The 14,261-nt window shown below is 67.4% G+C and carries 10 protein-coding genes; 6 read left to right on the top strand and 4 right to left on the bottom strand.

Translation table 11 applies throughout. The features are described 5' to 3' along the window. Window positions 1-47 precede the first annotated feature (47 nt). A complete protein-coding gene (locus AB8810_RS14635; protein WP_179563981.1) occupies window positions 48-740 on the bottom strand; it encodes a hypothetical protein in 693 nt (230 codons plus the stop codon). A gap of 268 nt (window positions 741-1,008) precedes the next feature. On the opposite strand from AB8810_RS14635, the gene AB8810_RS14630 reads away from it, so the two are divergent. Further along, a complete protein-coding gene (locus tag AB8810_RS14630) occupies window positions 1,009-1,635 on the top strand; it encodes a hypothetical protein (RefSeq protein WP_206257140.1) in 627 nt (208 codons plus the stop codon). A 427-nt stretch (window positions 1,636-2,062) separates the two neighbouring features. On the opposite strand, the gene AB8810_RS14625 is transcribed toward AB8810_RS14630, so the two are convergent. Genes AB8810_RS14625 through AB8810_RS14615 form a run of 3 tightly spaced genes read right to left on the bottom strand, consistent with a single transcriptional unit; the run spans window position 2,063 to window position 5,604 of the window. Beyond that, window positions 2,063-3,625, bottom strand: a complete 1,563-nt coding sequence (locus tag AB8810_RS14625) for a pseudouridine synthase (RefSeq protein ID WP_369914039.1) — start codon at window positions 3,623-3,625, stop codon at window positions 2,063-2,065. Further along, a complete protein-coding gene (scpB, locus tag AB8810_RS14620; RefSeq protein WP_369914038.1) occupies window positions 3,618-4,643 on the bottom strand; it encodes an SMC-Scp complex subunit ScpB in 1,026 nt (341 codons plus the stop codon). Before scpB ends, AB8810_RS14625 begins: the two co-directional genes overlap by 8 nt. Before the next feature lie 22 nt (window positions 4,644-4,665). After that, window positions 4,666-5,604, bottom strand: a complete 939-nt coding sequence (locus AB8810_RS14615) for a ScpA family protein (RefSeq protein ID WP_179563987.1) — start codon at window positions 5,602-5,604, stop codon at window positions 4,666-4,668. Window positions 5,605-5,976: 372 nt separating this feature from the next. On the opposite strand from AB8810_RS14615, the gene AB8810_RS14610 reads away from it, so the two are divergent. The 5 genes from AB8810_RS14610 (at window position 5,977) to AB8810_RS14590 (ending at window position 14,257) form a co-directional block, all read left to right on the top strand. Then, window positions 5,977-6,276, top strand: coding sequence for a YciI family protein (locus AB8810_RS14610; RefSeq protein ID WP_369914037.1), 300 nt, complete (start codon window positions 5,977-5,979; stop codon window positions 6,274-6,276). A gap of 20 nt (window positions 6,277-6,296) precedes the next feature. Then, on the top strand, window positions 6,297-6,572 hold the full coding sequence (locus AB8810_RS14605; protein WP_206257219.1) for a BolA family transcriptional regulator: 276 nt from the start codon (window positions 6,297-6,299) through the stop codon (window positions 6,570-6,572). Between the two features lie 245 nt (window positions 6,573-6,817). After that, window positions 6,818-7,837 (top strand): LacI family DNA-binding transcriptional regulator, encoded by a 1,020-nt coding sequence (locus AB8810_RS14600; protein WP_179563991.1) that lies wholly within the window; start codon window positions 6,818-6,820, stop codon window positions 7,835-7,837. A gap of 118 nt (window positions 7,838-7,955) precedes the next feature. Further along, entirely contained in the window at window positions 7,956-10,937 is a 2,982-nt protein-coding gene (locus AB8810_RS14595; protein ID WP_206257146.1) for a TonB-dependent receptor, read from the top strand. Between the two features lie 344 nt (window positions 10,938-11,281). Then, on the top strand, window positions 11,282-14,257 hold the full coding sequence (locus tag AB8810_RS14590) for a TonB-dependent receptor domain-containing protein (RefSeq protein ID WP_369914036.1): 2,976 nt from the start codon (window positions 11,282-11,284) through the stop codon (window positions 14,255-14,257). Window positions 14,258-14,261 lie beyond the last annotated feature (4 nt).

Genomic DNA, 14,261 nt, shown 5'->3' with positions numbered 1-14,261 from the left:
AGGGCGAGGCGGCTTCCCGCAGGAGGCTGCAGCGCCGGCAGGTCCGCTCACTGCTGAGCGAACACCCAGGCCAGCTGGCCGCGCACCGGTTCCTTGGCGGCCAGCGCCTGCGCGTACAGCGTACGCGCGGCCCAGCAGGCGTCGGCGTCGCTGGCCTGCGCCATCTGCGGCAGCACCTTCACCAGGCGCTGCTGCTGATCGGCGGGCAGGGCGCCGATCAGGCTGGTCATCGCCGCCTGCACATCGGCCGGCGCCACGGTCTGCGGCGGCGTGTTGCTCAACTGCGCATCGGTCGCCTTGAGCGAAATCTCGAACCATTGATCGATCTGCGCCGGCGGCAGCGTCTCCAGCCCCTGCAGCATCGCCGCGCTCATCGCCTGCGCGTCGTTCGGGTTGCCGCCGCGGGCCAGCAGCGCGCACTTGGGCACGTCCACTTTTTCGCTGACCGCGGCAAGGATTTCCAGGCGCTGTTCCAGCGTGGCATGGTCCAGCCGGGTGATGCCCTTCTGCGCCAGTTCGAAGCCGGCACGCTGCGCCTGCGCCTTGTCGCCCTGCTTGAGCAGCGCGACATAGCGCGGATCGTTGACCAGCTTGCGCAGCATGCGGTCGAACGGCTCGTGCAGCGGCGAGCTCTTGGGGTAGGGGTTCTGCGCGGCGGCGACTTCTTCCTGCACCTTCTTGCACGCGCCCAGGCTCAGCACGGCGGCGATCAACAGGGGCAGCAGTATCTTCCGTGACATGGAATCTCCGATCGGTAGAGGCGCCGCCGCGGAAGTGGGCAGCTCAGGACGCCCAGGATATCGGCTTCGCCGCTTTTGCGCATCGGCGCCTCGGGCGTGCGGCCATGCGCGGATGCCGCAGCAGCCCTTGGCGCCATGCGCGTCATGTCCCGGCTGTGCGGACCAAGACCTATCGCATCGAACGCTTGTTCGTAGCCAGCCGCTTGCCGTGGCAAGATCGCCACCGACATCCGGCGGATGCGCATGCCGCAGGCAGGAGAGGCGATCGATGAGCAGGATCGGGCTGGCCGTTGTGTTTATGGCGCTGCTGTCGGCGCGCGACGTGTCTGCAGCCGGGCAGGGCATGCAAGCCTGCGAGATCGACAGGCCCAGGCTGCTGGCCCTGGATCAGCAGCAGTTCGATCAGGACGTGCGCGATGGCGGCGGCGGTTGGCGCGCCATTGCGGCGCGTCCCGGCTGCGAAACGGCCGCTGCCGATCTGATCCGCGATTACAGGAAGGCGCATCCCGACGACGCCAGTCTTCTCTATTGGCATGAGGGACAGCTGCGCGCGTTCGCCGGCGACTATCCCGCCGCGATGGCGCTGATGCAGGCGTCCAAGAAGCCTGCGTCGCAGGATCCTGCCGGATGGAATCCGTATGTCGATGCGACGATGGCGTTCCTCGCCCACGACCAGAAGGGCCTGGCAGCGGCGAAGAAGGCGCTGGACGCGGTGCCGCCGTCGCCGGACCTGCCGCCGTTGAAGGATGGAGTCATCGAGCTGCCGATGCAGGATGGGCAGGTGATCAAGATGCGCTGGCCGCCGAATGCGGACGTCGTCGAAGGGCTGGCGCGGTGCATGGAGAAATCCTACGCCGTGGCCTACAGCCAGGAATGCCGGGCAGGCTCGCCTTAGGGCGTGGCAGCAGGTCGCGCCGCGCTTGCGCGTGCATGGGGCAAAGCCAGCAAGGGAACCACGTCCGTGCCAGAGCGCTGATGCGGCAGCGCGCACGCGCAACAGCGGCCCTGTGGATTGGGCTTGTCGGGTGCCAGCCGACACCGCGCGGCTCGACGACCCGAGCGCCAGTCGGGCGCTGCGACGCAGTGTCGGCCGGCGCCCCGGCAGACCCGGCGACTGACTCGGCAACCGACGGCACGCCCTGGCCGGCGGCACCGCGGCGCGCGTCTGCGACGGGATCGCCTGCTCGATCTCCCGCTGGCCGCCTTGGCGGGCGAGATCCGGCAGCGCCTGCCGCATTTGCGCCCAGCAAAAAGGGCGCCGCATGCGCAGGCGCCCTTGGTCTTGGCTGCTGGGCCGGCAGCGGGTGCCGGCCGCGTGGTACTCAGCCGCCGCCGCGCGGACCGCGGTTGCCGCCACCGGGGCGACCGCCGCCGCCCGGACGCCCGCCGCCGGGGCGGTTGCCGCCGGGACGACCACCGGGGCCGCCCGGACCGCGCTTCTGCCCGTCGGCGCGCGGGCCGGCCGGACGCGCAGAGCGCGGCGCCGCGCCGTACGGGCTGAAGCCGGGGTTGGCATGGTCGGACGGGAAGCTGGGCGCATTGCCCGGGTGCCCGTACGGGTGCGCCTTGCGCTGGCCCTGTCCCTGGCCGCCGCGGCCCTGGCCTGCGCCCTGGCCGGCACCGGCGCCGGCGGGGCGCGGCTTGCCATAGGGACGACCCTGGCCTTGCCCCTGGCCCGGACCACGGGCAGCGGTGGGACCGGCATTGCGGTGGCCGGTCGGACCGGTGCTGACGCCGTCGGGCACGTACCAGGTGCGGAACGCGGCGGGGTTGCCGTCCGGCAGCGGCTTGGGCCCCTTCGGGGTGCGCTGCTTGAACGGCTTCTGCGCCTGCTGGGCGGCCATCTCGCCGCTGACGGTCAGCCCGCCGTGCGGCTTCTTGCCGCCGCGGCCGCGGCCGCGGTCCTCGCGGAAGTTGTCGAAGCGGCGCAGCTCGCGGCCTTCGTCGGCGACGTTGTGGCCGTTGACGTAGGCATTGCCGCCGCGGCCGACCTGCACGGTGGCCTTGGCCGCCTTGCGCTGGCCGATCACCGGCTGCAGGGTCAGCGCCGACGGGGTGCCTTCTTCCAGCTTCAGTTCGGCGCGCAGCGCCTCGACCTTGTCCTGCGCCAGCTCCAGCGACTGCCCGCGCAGCAGCTCGCGCGGCAGGCCCACCTTGCCGTAGCGGGTGCGCTTGAGGCGGCTGACCTGGCAACCCTGCGATTCCCACAGCCGGCGCACTTCGCGGTTGCGGCCTTCCTTGACCACGACGCGGAACCAGTCGTGCGAATCGGTGCCGCCGATGCGTTCGATCTCGTCGAACTTGGCGCCGCCGTCTTCCAGCAGCACGCCGCGCGAGAGGCGCTCGACCATGCTGTCGGGCACCTTGTCCTCGCCTTCCGGGGCGCGCACGCGCACCACGTACTCGCGCTCGATCTCGTAGGACGGATGCATCATCGCGTTGGCCATCTCGCCATCGGTGGTCAGCAGCAGCAGGCCGGTGGTGTTGATGTCCAGGCGGCCGATGGCGATCCAGCGCGCGCCCTTCAATGCCGGCAGCGCCTCGAAGATGGTCGGGCGGCCTTCGGGGTCTTCGCGCGTGGTCACTTCGCCTTCGGGCTTGTTGTAGATCAGCACGCGCGCCGGCTCGGTCAGCGCGCTGGCGACGAAGCTGCGGCCATCCAGCTCGATCCTGTCGCCGCTCTTGACCGACATGCCGGTCTGCGCGACCTCGCCGTTGACCTTGACCAGGCCGTCGGCGATGCGCTGCTCCAGCGCGCGGCGCGACCCCAGGCCGGCCTGCGCCAGGACCTTGTGCAGGCGTTCTTCCAGTTTCGGCTGCTCGCCGGCGGCATCGCGCTTGAGCGAGAGCTTGTTCAACGACAGCTTGCGGGAGGTGTCACTCATTTACTTGGCTCCGGCCGGCGCGGGGTGCGTCGGCCTGTGGTTCGGAATCGGCATCGTCAACAGCCACGGTCGTCGTCGCGACGGCGTTGTCTTCGGCTTCGTTCGCATCCGCCGCGCGCTCGCCCGGCGCGGCTTCGGGTTCGCCCGTCGGGGCGGTGTCTGCAGACGAGGCAGTCGCCGTGGCGGCGTCTGCATCGGTCTCGCGTTCGGTTTCGGTATCGCTGTGTGCGGCCGCCGTGTCGTCGGCCGCGTGGGAATCGGCTGCGCTGTCGGCTTCGGCCGGTGCTGCGTCCGGATCCGGTGCAGTATCCGGATCGGATGTGGCGCCGTTGTCTTCGTCGCTCGCCTCGGCAGGCGGCGCGTCGGCCGCGTCGGCATCCGCTGCCGACGTGGCTGCGTCGGCATCGGTGTCGGCATCGGCCGCTCCGGCCTGGGCCATGTCGCCGACCGGCAGGGTGTCGCGGTCCAGCTGCAGTTGCGGTTCCAGTTCGCCGATGTCCTTCAGTTCCGACAGCGGCGGCAGTTCGTCCAGGCGCTTGAGCCCGAAGTAGTCGAGGAAGCCCTTGGTGGTGCCGAACAGCGCCGGCTTGCCGGGCACGTCGCGGTGGCCGACCACGCGGATCCACTCGCGCTCTTCCAGCGCCTGGATGATGTTGCTGCTTACCGCCACGCCGCGCACCTGCTCGATCTCGCCGCGGGTGATCGGCTGGCGGTAGGCGATCAGCGCCAGGGTCTCCAGCGTGGCGCGGGTGTAGCGGGTCTTGCGCTCGGTCCACAGCCGCGCCACCCACGGGTGCACCTCGCTGTTGACCTGGTAGCGGAAGCCGGAGGCCACTTCCACCAGTTCCACGCCGCGCCCGGCGCAGGCCTCGCGCAATTGCTCCAGCGCCCGCTCGATGCTGCCCGGCGGCGCCGGCTCGTCCTCGGGGAACAGGCCGTGCAGCTGGGCCAGCGGCAGCGGTTGGTTGGCGGCGAGCAGGGCGGCCTCGACGATGCGGTTGATCAGCGCTTGATCCATGCGTAAGGGGGTCTTCGAAAACTCAGGTAGGGTCGTTGGCGGCGTCGGTATCGTCGAACTCGCTGTTGAACTGCAGCGGTTCGTTGGTGTTGCCCAGCGCCAGCGACTTGACGTAGATCGGCGCCAGCGGCAGCCGTTCGCCATTGCGAACGACCTGGTCCATCGGCTCCTGGACGATGTCCAGCAACTGCTCCTTGGCCAGTTCCAGCAAGGCCAGGAAGGTGACCAGCACGCCCAGCTTGCCTTCCTCGGCGCTGAACAGCGATTCGAAACGGTAGAACCGGCCGTCGTCCAGGCGGCTCAGCACATCGCCCATCCGCTGCCGCACGCTCAGCGCCTCGCGCTTGATCGCGTGGCCGCTGAACAGCTCGGCGCGCTTGAGCACGTCGTACAGCGCCAGCAGCATTTCCTTCAGCTCCACCGGCGGCGGCAGCTTCACCGCGGCGCGGTCGGGCACATGCGCCTGCACCGGCGTGGTGTCGCGGTCCTGCCGCGGCAGCGCGTCGATGTCCTCGGCGGCCTGCTTGAAACGTTCGTACTCCTGCAAGCGGCGGACCAGTTCGGCGCGTGGATCGGCTTCCTCGCCTTCCTGCGCCGGCGGCCGCGGCAGCAGCATCCGCGACTTGATCTCGGCCAGGATCGCGGCCATCACCAGGTATTCGGCCGCCAGTTCGAAGCGCAGCTCCTGCATCACGTTGATGTAGTCCACGTACTGCCGGGTGATCTCGGCGACGGGGATGTCCAGGATGTCCAGGTTCTGCCGGCGGATCAGGTACAGCAGCAGGTCCAGCGGGCCTTCGAACGCATCCAGGATGACTTCCAGCGCATCCGGCGGGATGTACAGGTCCTGCGGGATCTGCAGGACCGGCTGCCCATGCACCACCGCCAGCGGCATTTCCTGCTGCTGTGGCGCGGTCTGCTGGATTGGCGGGTTCGCGTCGAGCGCGAGTTCGGAGGTCATCAGTTGGACGTCAGGTACATCAGGTGTTGCGGTAGCGAAGGGCCGGGCAGGGGCGATCCGGCTCGGGGCCTTGCCAGCAGTACTGCAGTTCACGTCGCGTCATCCCCGCAACGCGATCCACACTTCAACAGGACACAAGGCGTACGCCGCACGAGTCGCGGCGACGGAACAGCTTGAGGAGGACGTCTGCGCGGGCGGTGTCAGGCAGCGAATCGGTCGTCGGAAGGGGCTGGGGGAGCCAATCACCGACGGGCCGCTGCATCCGGCCGCGTGCAATGGAACCAAGGGTAATGCGCCAGCCGGGTCGGTGTCCAGCGCCGTGGCGCTAGAATTGTGCGGGGTTCATACGCGAAACGAAAGGCGGGTGGCGGTATGTGGTACGTGATCGAGGGATACGACGGCGCCGATGCGCTGCCGCGGCGGGCGGCGGCACGGCCGGCGCACCTGGCCCGGTTGGAAGCTCTGCAGGAGGCCGGCCGCCTGCTGCTGGCCGGTCCGTGCCCGGCGATCGACGCCGAGGACCCGGGTCCGGCCGGGTTCAGCGGCAGCCTGGTGGTGGCGGCGTTCGACTCGCTGGCGCAGGCCCGGGCCTGGGCCGAGGCCGATCCGTACGTGGCTGCGGGCGTCTACGCGCGGGTCGAAGTGCGGCCGTTCCGGAAGACCTTGCCGTGAGCGGGCCTGCCGTGGGCGAGATGGCCGCGAGCCGGGTCACGCGCATCCGCGCCGCGTTGCAGGCGGCGTTCGCGCCGCAGTCGCTGGAAGTGGAGGACGACAGCCACCGCCATGCCGGCCACGCCGGGGCGCGCGACGGGCGCGGTCATTTCAATGTGCGCATCGTCAGTGCCGCCTTCGCCGGCATGGCGCCGCTGGCCCGGCACCGCGCGGTCTACGCCGCGCTCGGCACGATGATGGAGAGCGACATCCACGCGCTGTCGATCCGCGCCGAGGCGCCGCGCGAGGCCGCCTGACCCGTCGCGCAGGGCCTCGCGGCGGACCGTCCGCAGTGCCGCGCGCATGCCGCGGCAGCCGAAAAAAGCGGGATCCAGGCCGTCATTATGCTGCGGCGCGTCATGATTTTGGCGATTTTGCAATGGGTCAAGTGTTTGAATTGAAACGTTTTTATTGAAAAAATAACAAAAGGCTTCTGCCTCGTCCTGAAAACGATTACAGTCCGCGCCAGTTTCTCAATGTCTCGGCCGCGGAGGGCGGCACGATGGCGAAGAGCGCGGTCACCATCAAAGATGTCGCACGCGAGGCCCGGGTATCGGTGGCCACGGTGTCGCGTGCGCTCAACGGCCACGAGAACGTCGCCGAGCCGGTACGCAAGCTGGTGCTGGAAGTGGCCGAGCGGCTGCGCTACAGCCCGCATGCGGCCGCGCGCAGCCTCAGCAGCCGCCGCACCCAGACCCTGGGCGTGGTGCTGCCGGACCTGTACGGCGAGTTCTTCTCCGAGTTGATCCGCGGCATCGACGGCGCGGCGCGCGCGCGCCGCCAGCATCTGCTGGTGTCCAGCTACCACGGCGATCCGGAAGAGCAGGGCCGCGCGCTGCGCGCGATGCGCGGGCGCGTGGACGGCCTGCTGGTGCTGTCGCCGTACGCCGAGCGTCCCGGCTTTCTCACCGACAACCTGCCGCAGGCGCTGCCGACGGTGCTGATCAACACCTATCTGCCCGGCGCCGAGTATCCGGTACTGAGCATCGACGACCATGCCGGCGCGATGGCGATGACCGAGCACCTGCTGGCGATGGGCCATCGCCGCATCGCCTTCGTCGGCGGCCCGGACCTGAACTTCGATGCGCGCGAACGCCTGCGCGGGTTCCGCGACGCGATCGCCGCGCATCCGGGCCAGGCGCAGGGCCAGGAGTTTCCCGGACAGTTCGACGAAGCCTCGGGCCATCGTGCCGGGCAGGCGATGCTGCAGTCGGGCACGCTGCCCGATGCGGTGTTCGCCGCCAACGACATGACCGCGCTCGGCTGCCTGTACGCCTTCGCCCAGGCCGGCGTGCGCGTGCCCGACGACATCGCGCTGGCCGGCTTCGACGACATCCCGCTGGCGCGCTTCGTTCACCCGTCTCTCACCACCATGCAGGTGAGTATCGCCGGCCTCGGCGAGCAGGCGATGCGGCGCCTGCTGCAGTTGATCGATCAACCGGGAAACGACGAGGGGCTGCGGCAGACGCTGACGCCGCTGCTCGTCGTGCGCGATTCCAGTCGCAACGTCACGAAGAAATAGGAGGAGCAACGTCGCCGACGCCGCTGTCGCCATGCTGTTTTCAACGCTTCACTTGCTGCACTTTTTTCCTTGTTTACGCAGTCGCTACAACAACTAAGAACCAACCTGGAGGGTTTTCATGCATCAACGTAATCAGACCGCGGCTAGGCCTGCGCGCAAGCTTCTCACCTGTGCGCTGGCCAGCTGCCTGCTGCTGAGCGCCGCACCGGCGTTCGCGCAGAGCACCGCCGCCACGATCCGTGGGCAGGTCGCGCTGGAGTCGGCGCCGTCGGCGCAAGCGCAGGTCACCGCGACCAACCTGGCGACCGGTCTGTCGCGCACCGTGCAGGTCAACAACGGCAGCTATGCGGTCGGCGGCCTGCCGCCGGGTTCGTACCGCATCGACCTGACCGCCAATGGCCAGACCACCTCGCAGAACGTCACCGTGCAGGTCGGCCAGACCGCGACGCTGAACCTCGGCGGCGCCGCACCGGCCGCCAGCGCCGGCGCCGAAGGCGCCACCACGCTCGACGCGGTGCAGGTCACCGCGCCGCCGGTGCTGGTGGAGACCCGCACCTCCGAGAACGCCACCTACATCTCCAACGTGCAGATCGAGAAGCTGCCGCAGGCCACGCGCAACTTCCTCGAACTGGCCGACAGCGTGCCGAGCGTGCAGTTCCAGCGCGACGCCAAGGGCAACACCACGGTGCGCTCCGGCGCGACCTCGGCCAACGGCACCAACGTCTACATCGACGGCATCAGCCAGAAGAACTACGTGCTGACCGGCGGCGTCAGCGGCCAGGACTCCAGCCGCGGCAATCCGTTCCCGCAGTCGGCGATCGGCGAGTACAAGGTCATCACCTCCAACTACAAGGCCGAGTTCGACCAGGTCAGCAGCGCGGCGATCGTCGCCTCGACCAAGTCCGGCGGCAACGATTTCCACGGCAGCTTCTTCTGGGACACCACCAACGACGACTGGCGCGCCGAGAGTCCGCTGGAACGCGAAGCCGGCAAGCGCGACGATTTCTCCGAAACCCAGTACGGCGCGACGTTCAGCGGCCCGATCCTGAAGGATCGCGCGCATTTCTTCATCGCCTACGAGGCCAAGGAATACACCACGCCCAATACGGTGATCCCGGGCGGCATCTATGCCGACCGCGTCGATCAGCTGCCGAGCGAACTGCAGCCGCTGGTCACCACCTACAGCACCCCGTTCAAGGAAGACCTGTATTTCGGCAAGATCGACTGGACCATCGGCGACAACAGCCTGTTCGAGCTGAGCGGCAAGTACCGCAAGGAAGACGAGCTGTCGGACATCGGCGAGACCACCACCTACCAGCACGGCAGCAGCAACGGCCAGGAAGAGAAGCGCGCCAACCTGCGCTGGCAGTACACCGGCGCCGCGTTCCTCAACGACTTGAACCTGAGCTACGAGAGCGCGTACTGGACCCAGAATCCGCTGACCAACGGCAGCGGCTACGTGCTGTCGTACGTGCCGCAGGCCGGCAACGAGACCACCATCCTCACCGCCGGCGCCGGCAGCAGCTACCAGAACAAGGGGCAGGAAGGCTGGACCCTGCAGGACGACCTGACCTTGAACAGCATGGACTGGCACGGCAGCCACACGGTCAAGATGGGCTTCAAGTACAAGGACATCGAGCTGGATTCGACCCAGATCAATCCGGCCAATCCGCAGTATTACTACAACATCCTGACCGATACCGACACGCCGTACCGGGTGCGCTGGGGCGATACCAGCGGCGGTTCGGTGGTGTCCAAGAACAAGCAGTACGGCATCTATCTGCAGGACGACTGGGAAGTCAACGAGCACCTGACGCTCAACCTGGGCGTGCGCTACGACTACGAGAAGACCCCCTCGTTCCTCGACTTCGTGACCCCGGCCGACGTCGCCAGCGCGCTGCAGAACTGGAGCAACCTGGACAACGCCAACTACGACATCTCCAACTACATCAGCAACGGCCACAACCGCAAGGCGTTCAAGGACGCCTGGCAGCCGCGGCTGGGCTTCTCCTACGACCTGTTCGGCGACCAGGCGCACGTGATCTACGGCGGCGCCGGCCGTGCCTACGACCGCAACATCTTCGACTACCTGGCGCTGGAGCAGCTCAACAACAGCTTCAAGTCGTACAGCTACTACTTCAACAGCGTCAACAACAATGGCGTGGCGACCCCGTGCCTGGGCGACCCGTGCGTGCCCTGGAACGAGAGCTACGCCACCCAGGCCGGCCTGGACGGGCTGGCGTCGAGCAACACCGGCGGCGGCGGTCGCGAGATCTACCTGATCGACAACAACATCAAGGTGCCGTATTCCGACCAGTTCAGCCTCGGCATGCGCAACATGGTGCATCTGTGGGGCAACGACTGGTACACCGACGTGACCCTGAGCCGGATCGTGAGCAAGGACGGCTTCGTGTTCCTGCGCGGCAACCGTCGTGCCGACGGTTCGTTCTTCCTGCCCGGCACCACGTCCGGCGTGCCGACCGATTCGCCGAGCGGCTACAGCGCGATCGTGCTGGGCACCAACGGCCTGGAAACGCGCAACAACCAGCTGGCGCTGAAGCTGGACAAGCCGTACGACAAGGAGTCGGGCTGGGGCCTGACCGTGGCTTACACCTTCTCCGACGCCAAGGAAAACCGTCAGTACGGCGAGCACTACGCGCTGGACCAGGCGTCGATGGCCGGCTACGGCTGGCGCGAGGCCGGCGGCATCCCGAAGAACCGCCTGGTGGTGACCGGCATCTACGAGTTGCCGTACGCCATCACCCTGTCGGGCAAGCTGTCGCTGGCCAGCCAGACGCCGCGTTACGGTACCAACTGCCTGGCCGGCAACGACCAGTGCTATATCATCCAGTACAAGCCGGATGCCACGCTGGGCTACAAGGAATTCAGCCTGGCGGCGAACAAGGAATGGGATACCGGCGCGGGCATCAAGTTCAACGTGCGCGCCGACGTCATCAACCTGTTCAACTGGACCAACTACGCCGACTACAACACCGACACCGGGACCTACGACGACCTCAACACGTCGTACGGCACCGCGAACGGCGTGTTGGCGTCGCCGATGCGCACGTTCAAGCTGTCGTTCGGCCTGAACTGGTGATGCCGCGGCCGCGGCTCCCGACACCGTTCGGGGGCCGCGGCGGTTGCAGGGACATGTTGCAAGCGTGGATGCAAGCGATTGCCGGGGCGCGCACGAGGTCGAAACAGCGCGTTGTCGCAGGAACGGTGCCGCCGCAGCGCGAACCCGCGTTCGGCGATCCGAGTGCGACCTTGCCGCGCGTGGTGGGTAGTGCCGGTGGAAACGTTGGAAAAGCATGGGCCGCGCAACGTCGTCGCTGCCCGTGTCGCTGCTGATGATGCGTCACTTGTTGGATTTTTCTTTCTTGCATTCGGCCAATTCGCTCTTCCCTGCAACCAGAACATGAACAACCCCGGGAGGGTTTCATGAAAATTTCCATCCAATCGACGTGCCGGCCGCAACGCAGCGCACTTGCCTGCGCACTGGCCGGCTGTTTGCTGCTTGCCGCCGCGCCGGTGCTCGCGCAGAGCACCGCGGCCACCATTCGCGGCCAGGTGACGGCCGATTCGGCCGCTGCCGGCAGCGCGAAAGTGACCGCGACCAACCTGGCGACCGGCTTCAGCCGCAGCGTCCAGACCACGGCGTCCGGCAGCTATTCGGTCGCGGGCTTGCCGCCGGGCACCTACCGGGTCGACGTGCAGGCGGGCGACAGCACCAGCAGCCAGACCATCACCGTGCAGGTCGGCCAGGCGGCGACGCTGAATCTCGCCGCCGGTGGCGCCGGCACTGCCGCTGGCGGCGGCGCCACCACCCTGGACACGGTGCAGGTCACCGCGCCGCTGGCGGTGGAAACCAAGACTTCCGAGGTGGCCACCTACGTCACCACGCGCCAGATCGAGGCCTTGCCGCAGAGCTCGCGCAACTTCCTGGCCTTCGCCGATACCGTGCCCGGCATGGTGTTCGAGACCAGCCCCAGCGATGGCTCGACCAAGCTGCAGTCCGGCGCGCAGAGCGCGAACAACATCAATGTGTTCATCGATGGCGTCGGCCAGAAGAACTACGTGTTGGCCGGCGGCATCACCGGGCAGGACTCCAGCCGCGGCAATCCGTTCCCGCAGCTGGCGATCGGCGAATACAAGGTCATCACCTCCAACTACAAGGCCGAGTACGACCAGCTCAGCAGCGCGGCGGTGTCGGCGGTGACCAAGTCCGGCGGCAACGATTTCCACGGCAGCTTCTTCTGGGACTACAGCAATTCCGATTGGCGCGCGGCGCGCGAGTCGGAGAAGGCGCAGGGCAGCAAGGACCGTTCCAAGGACGAGCAGTACGGCTTCTCGTTCGGCGGCCCGATCGTCAAGGACGTGGCGCATTTCTTCGTGACCTACGAAGGCAAGGACTACTCCGCGCCGCAGGACGTGTATCCGGGCCAGGGCTACACCGTGTCCGAACTGCCCGCGTCGGTGCAGTCGGCGGTGCGCAACAGCACCGTGCCGTTCCACGAGGACCTGTACTTCGGCAAGATCGACTGGGCGATCGACGACAACAACCTGCTCGAATTGACCGCCAAGCGCCGCGAGGAAACCGGCCTGGGCAACGTCGGCGCGCAGAACACCGAGTCCTATGCCACCGAAAACCAGGTGGACGAAACCCGGGTGGACCTGCGCTGGCAGCTGACCATGGGCGACTGGCTCAACGATGCGCACCTGACCTACGAGAAGGCGTTCTGGTCGCTGGAGCCGAAGAACTTCGGCGACGGCTATGTGCTGACCGACGGCGCGGGCAACACCGGCAACGTGATCCTGGCCACCGGCGCCGGCTCGGGCGGCTATCAGCACAAGGGACAGACGGGCCACTCCTTCCAGGACGACCTGACCTTCTCCGGCTGGGAGGGCCACACCCTCAAGATGGGTGTGAAGTACAAGCAGGTCGAGCTGACCACGCTCGAGCAGCAGCCATACAACCCGCAGTACTACTACGACATCAACGACAGCACCTCGGTGCCGTACTACATCAGCTTCGCCTCCGGCCTTACCGGCACCAGCCAGGGCACGCTGACGTCCAAGAACAAGCAGTTCGGCATCTATTTCCAGGACGACTGGGAGGTCAACGACCGGCTGACCCTGAACCTGGGCCTGCGCTGGGACTACGAAAAGACGCCGAGCTACCTGAACTATGTAACCGATCCGGACGTGGTGGCGGCCATCTACAGCCAGGATCCGAACGCGCCGACTGGCCAGACCTATGCGCAGACGCTGGCGCTGGGCGGGATCGACATCTCCAACTACATCAGCGACGGCAGCAACCGGCATGCGTTCAAGGATGCCTGGCAGCCGCGCCTGGGCTTCTCCTATGATCTGACCGGCGACCAGAAGCACGTGCTGTTCGGCGGCGCCGGGCGCTCCTACGACCGCAACCTGTTCGATTACCTGGCGCTGGAGCAGACCAAGGCCACCTACGGCAGCTACGGCTATTCGGTCAACACCGCCGCGCATCCGTGCACGGTCGGCGTCAACAATTGCCTGGAGTGGGACGATTCGCTGCTGCAGCAGTCCACGCTCGACGGGCTGGTGGCGAACAACTCGGCGGCCGGCCGCGAGGTCGACCTGCTGGCCAACAACCTGAAGGTGCCGTATTCGGATCAGTTCAGCCTCGGCATCCGCGACACGTTCCAGATGCTGGGCTACGGCTGGAACAGTTCGGTGACCCTGCAGCGCATCGTGTCCAAGGACGGCCTGGTGTTTCTGCTGGGCAACCGGCGTCCGGACGGCAGCTTCTTCGAGGCAGGCACCATTTCCGGCTCGCCGTGGGACTACGGCGTGCCGGGCTACGGGTCGCTGATCCTGGGCATGAACGGTCTGGAGACGCGCAACAACTCGCTGCTGCTGAGCCTGGAGAAGCCGTACACGTCCGAGTCGCCGTGGAGCGTGAACTTCGCCTACACCTACAGCAACGCCAAAGAGAACCGGCAGTTCGGCGAGCACTATGCGCTGGACTACCCGACGCTCTCCGGCTACGGCTGGTTCACCTCCGGCGGCGTGGCGCGGCACCGCCTGGTGATCAGCGGCGTCGCCGACGGTCCCTGGGACACCACGTTCTCCGGCAAGCTGACGCTGTCCACGCCGGAGTACTACTACACCACCTATTGCCCGTCGGACGGGCAGTGCCGCATCCGCCAGTTCCATCCCGACACCACGCTGGGCATCAAGCAGCTGGACCTGGCGGCGCAGAAGGTGTGGGACACCGGGTCCAACGTCAAGCTGAAGATGCGCCTGGATGTGCTGAACGTCTTCAACTGGAAGAACTACGACTCGTACAGCGTCGATTGGGACAGCGGGACCTATACCGGCTACGACCAGTACGCGACCCGTACCGCGAAGCTGTCGCTGGGCCTGGATTGGTAAAGGC

This window comes from Xanthomonas sp. NCPPB 3005 (genome assembly GCF_041228095.2).
GTDB classification, from domain to species: domain Bacteria; phylum Pseudomonadota; class Gammaproteobacteria; order Xanthomonadales; family Xanthomonadaceae; genus Xanthomonas_A; species Xanthomonas_A bonasiae.
This window is presented reverse-complemented; position numbering and strand designations above follow the sequence as displayed.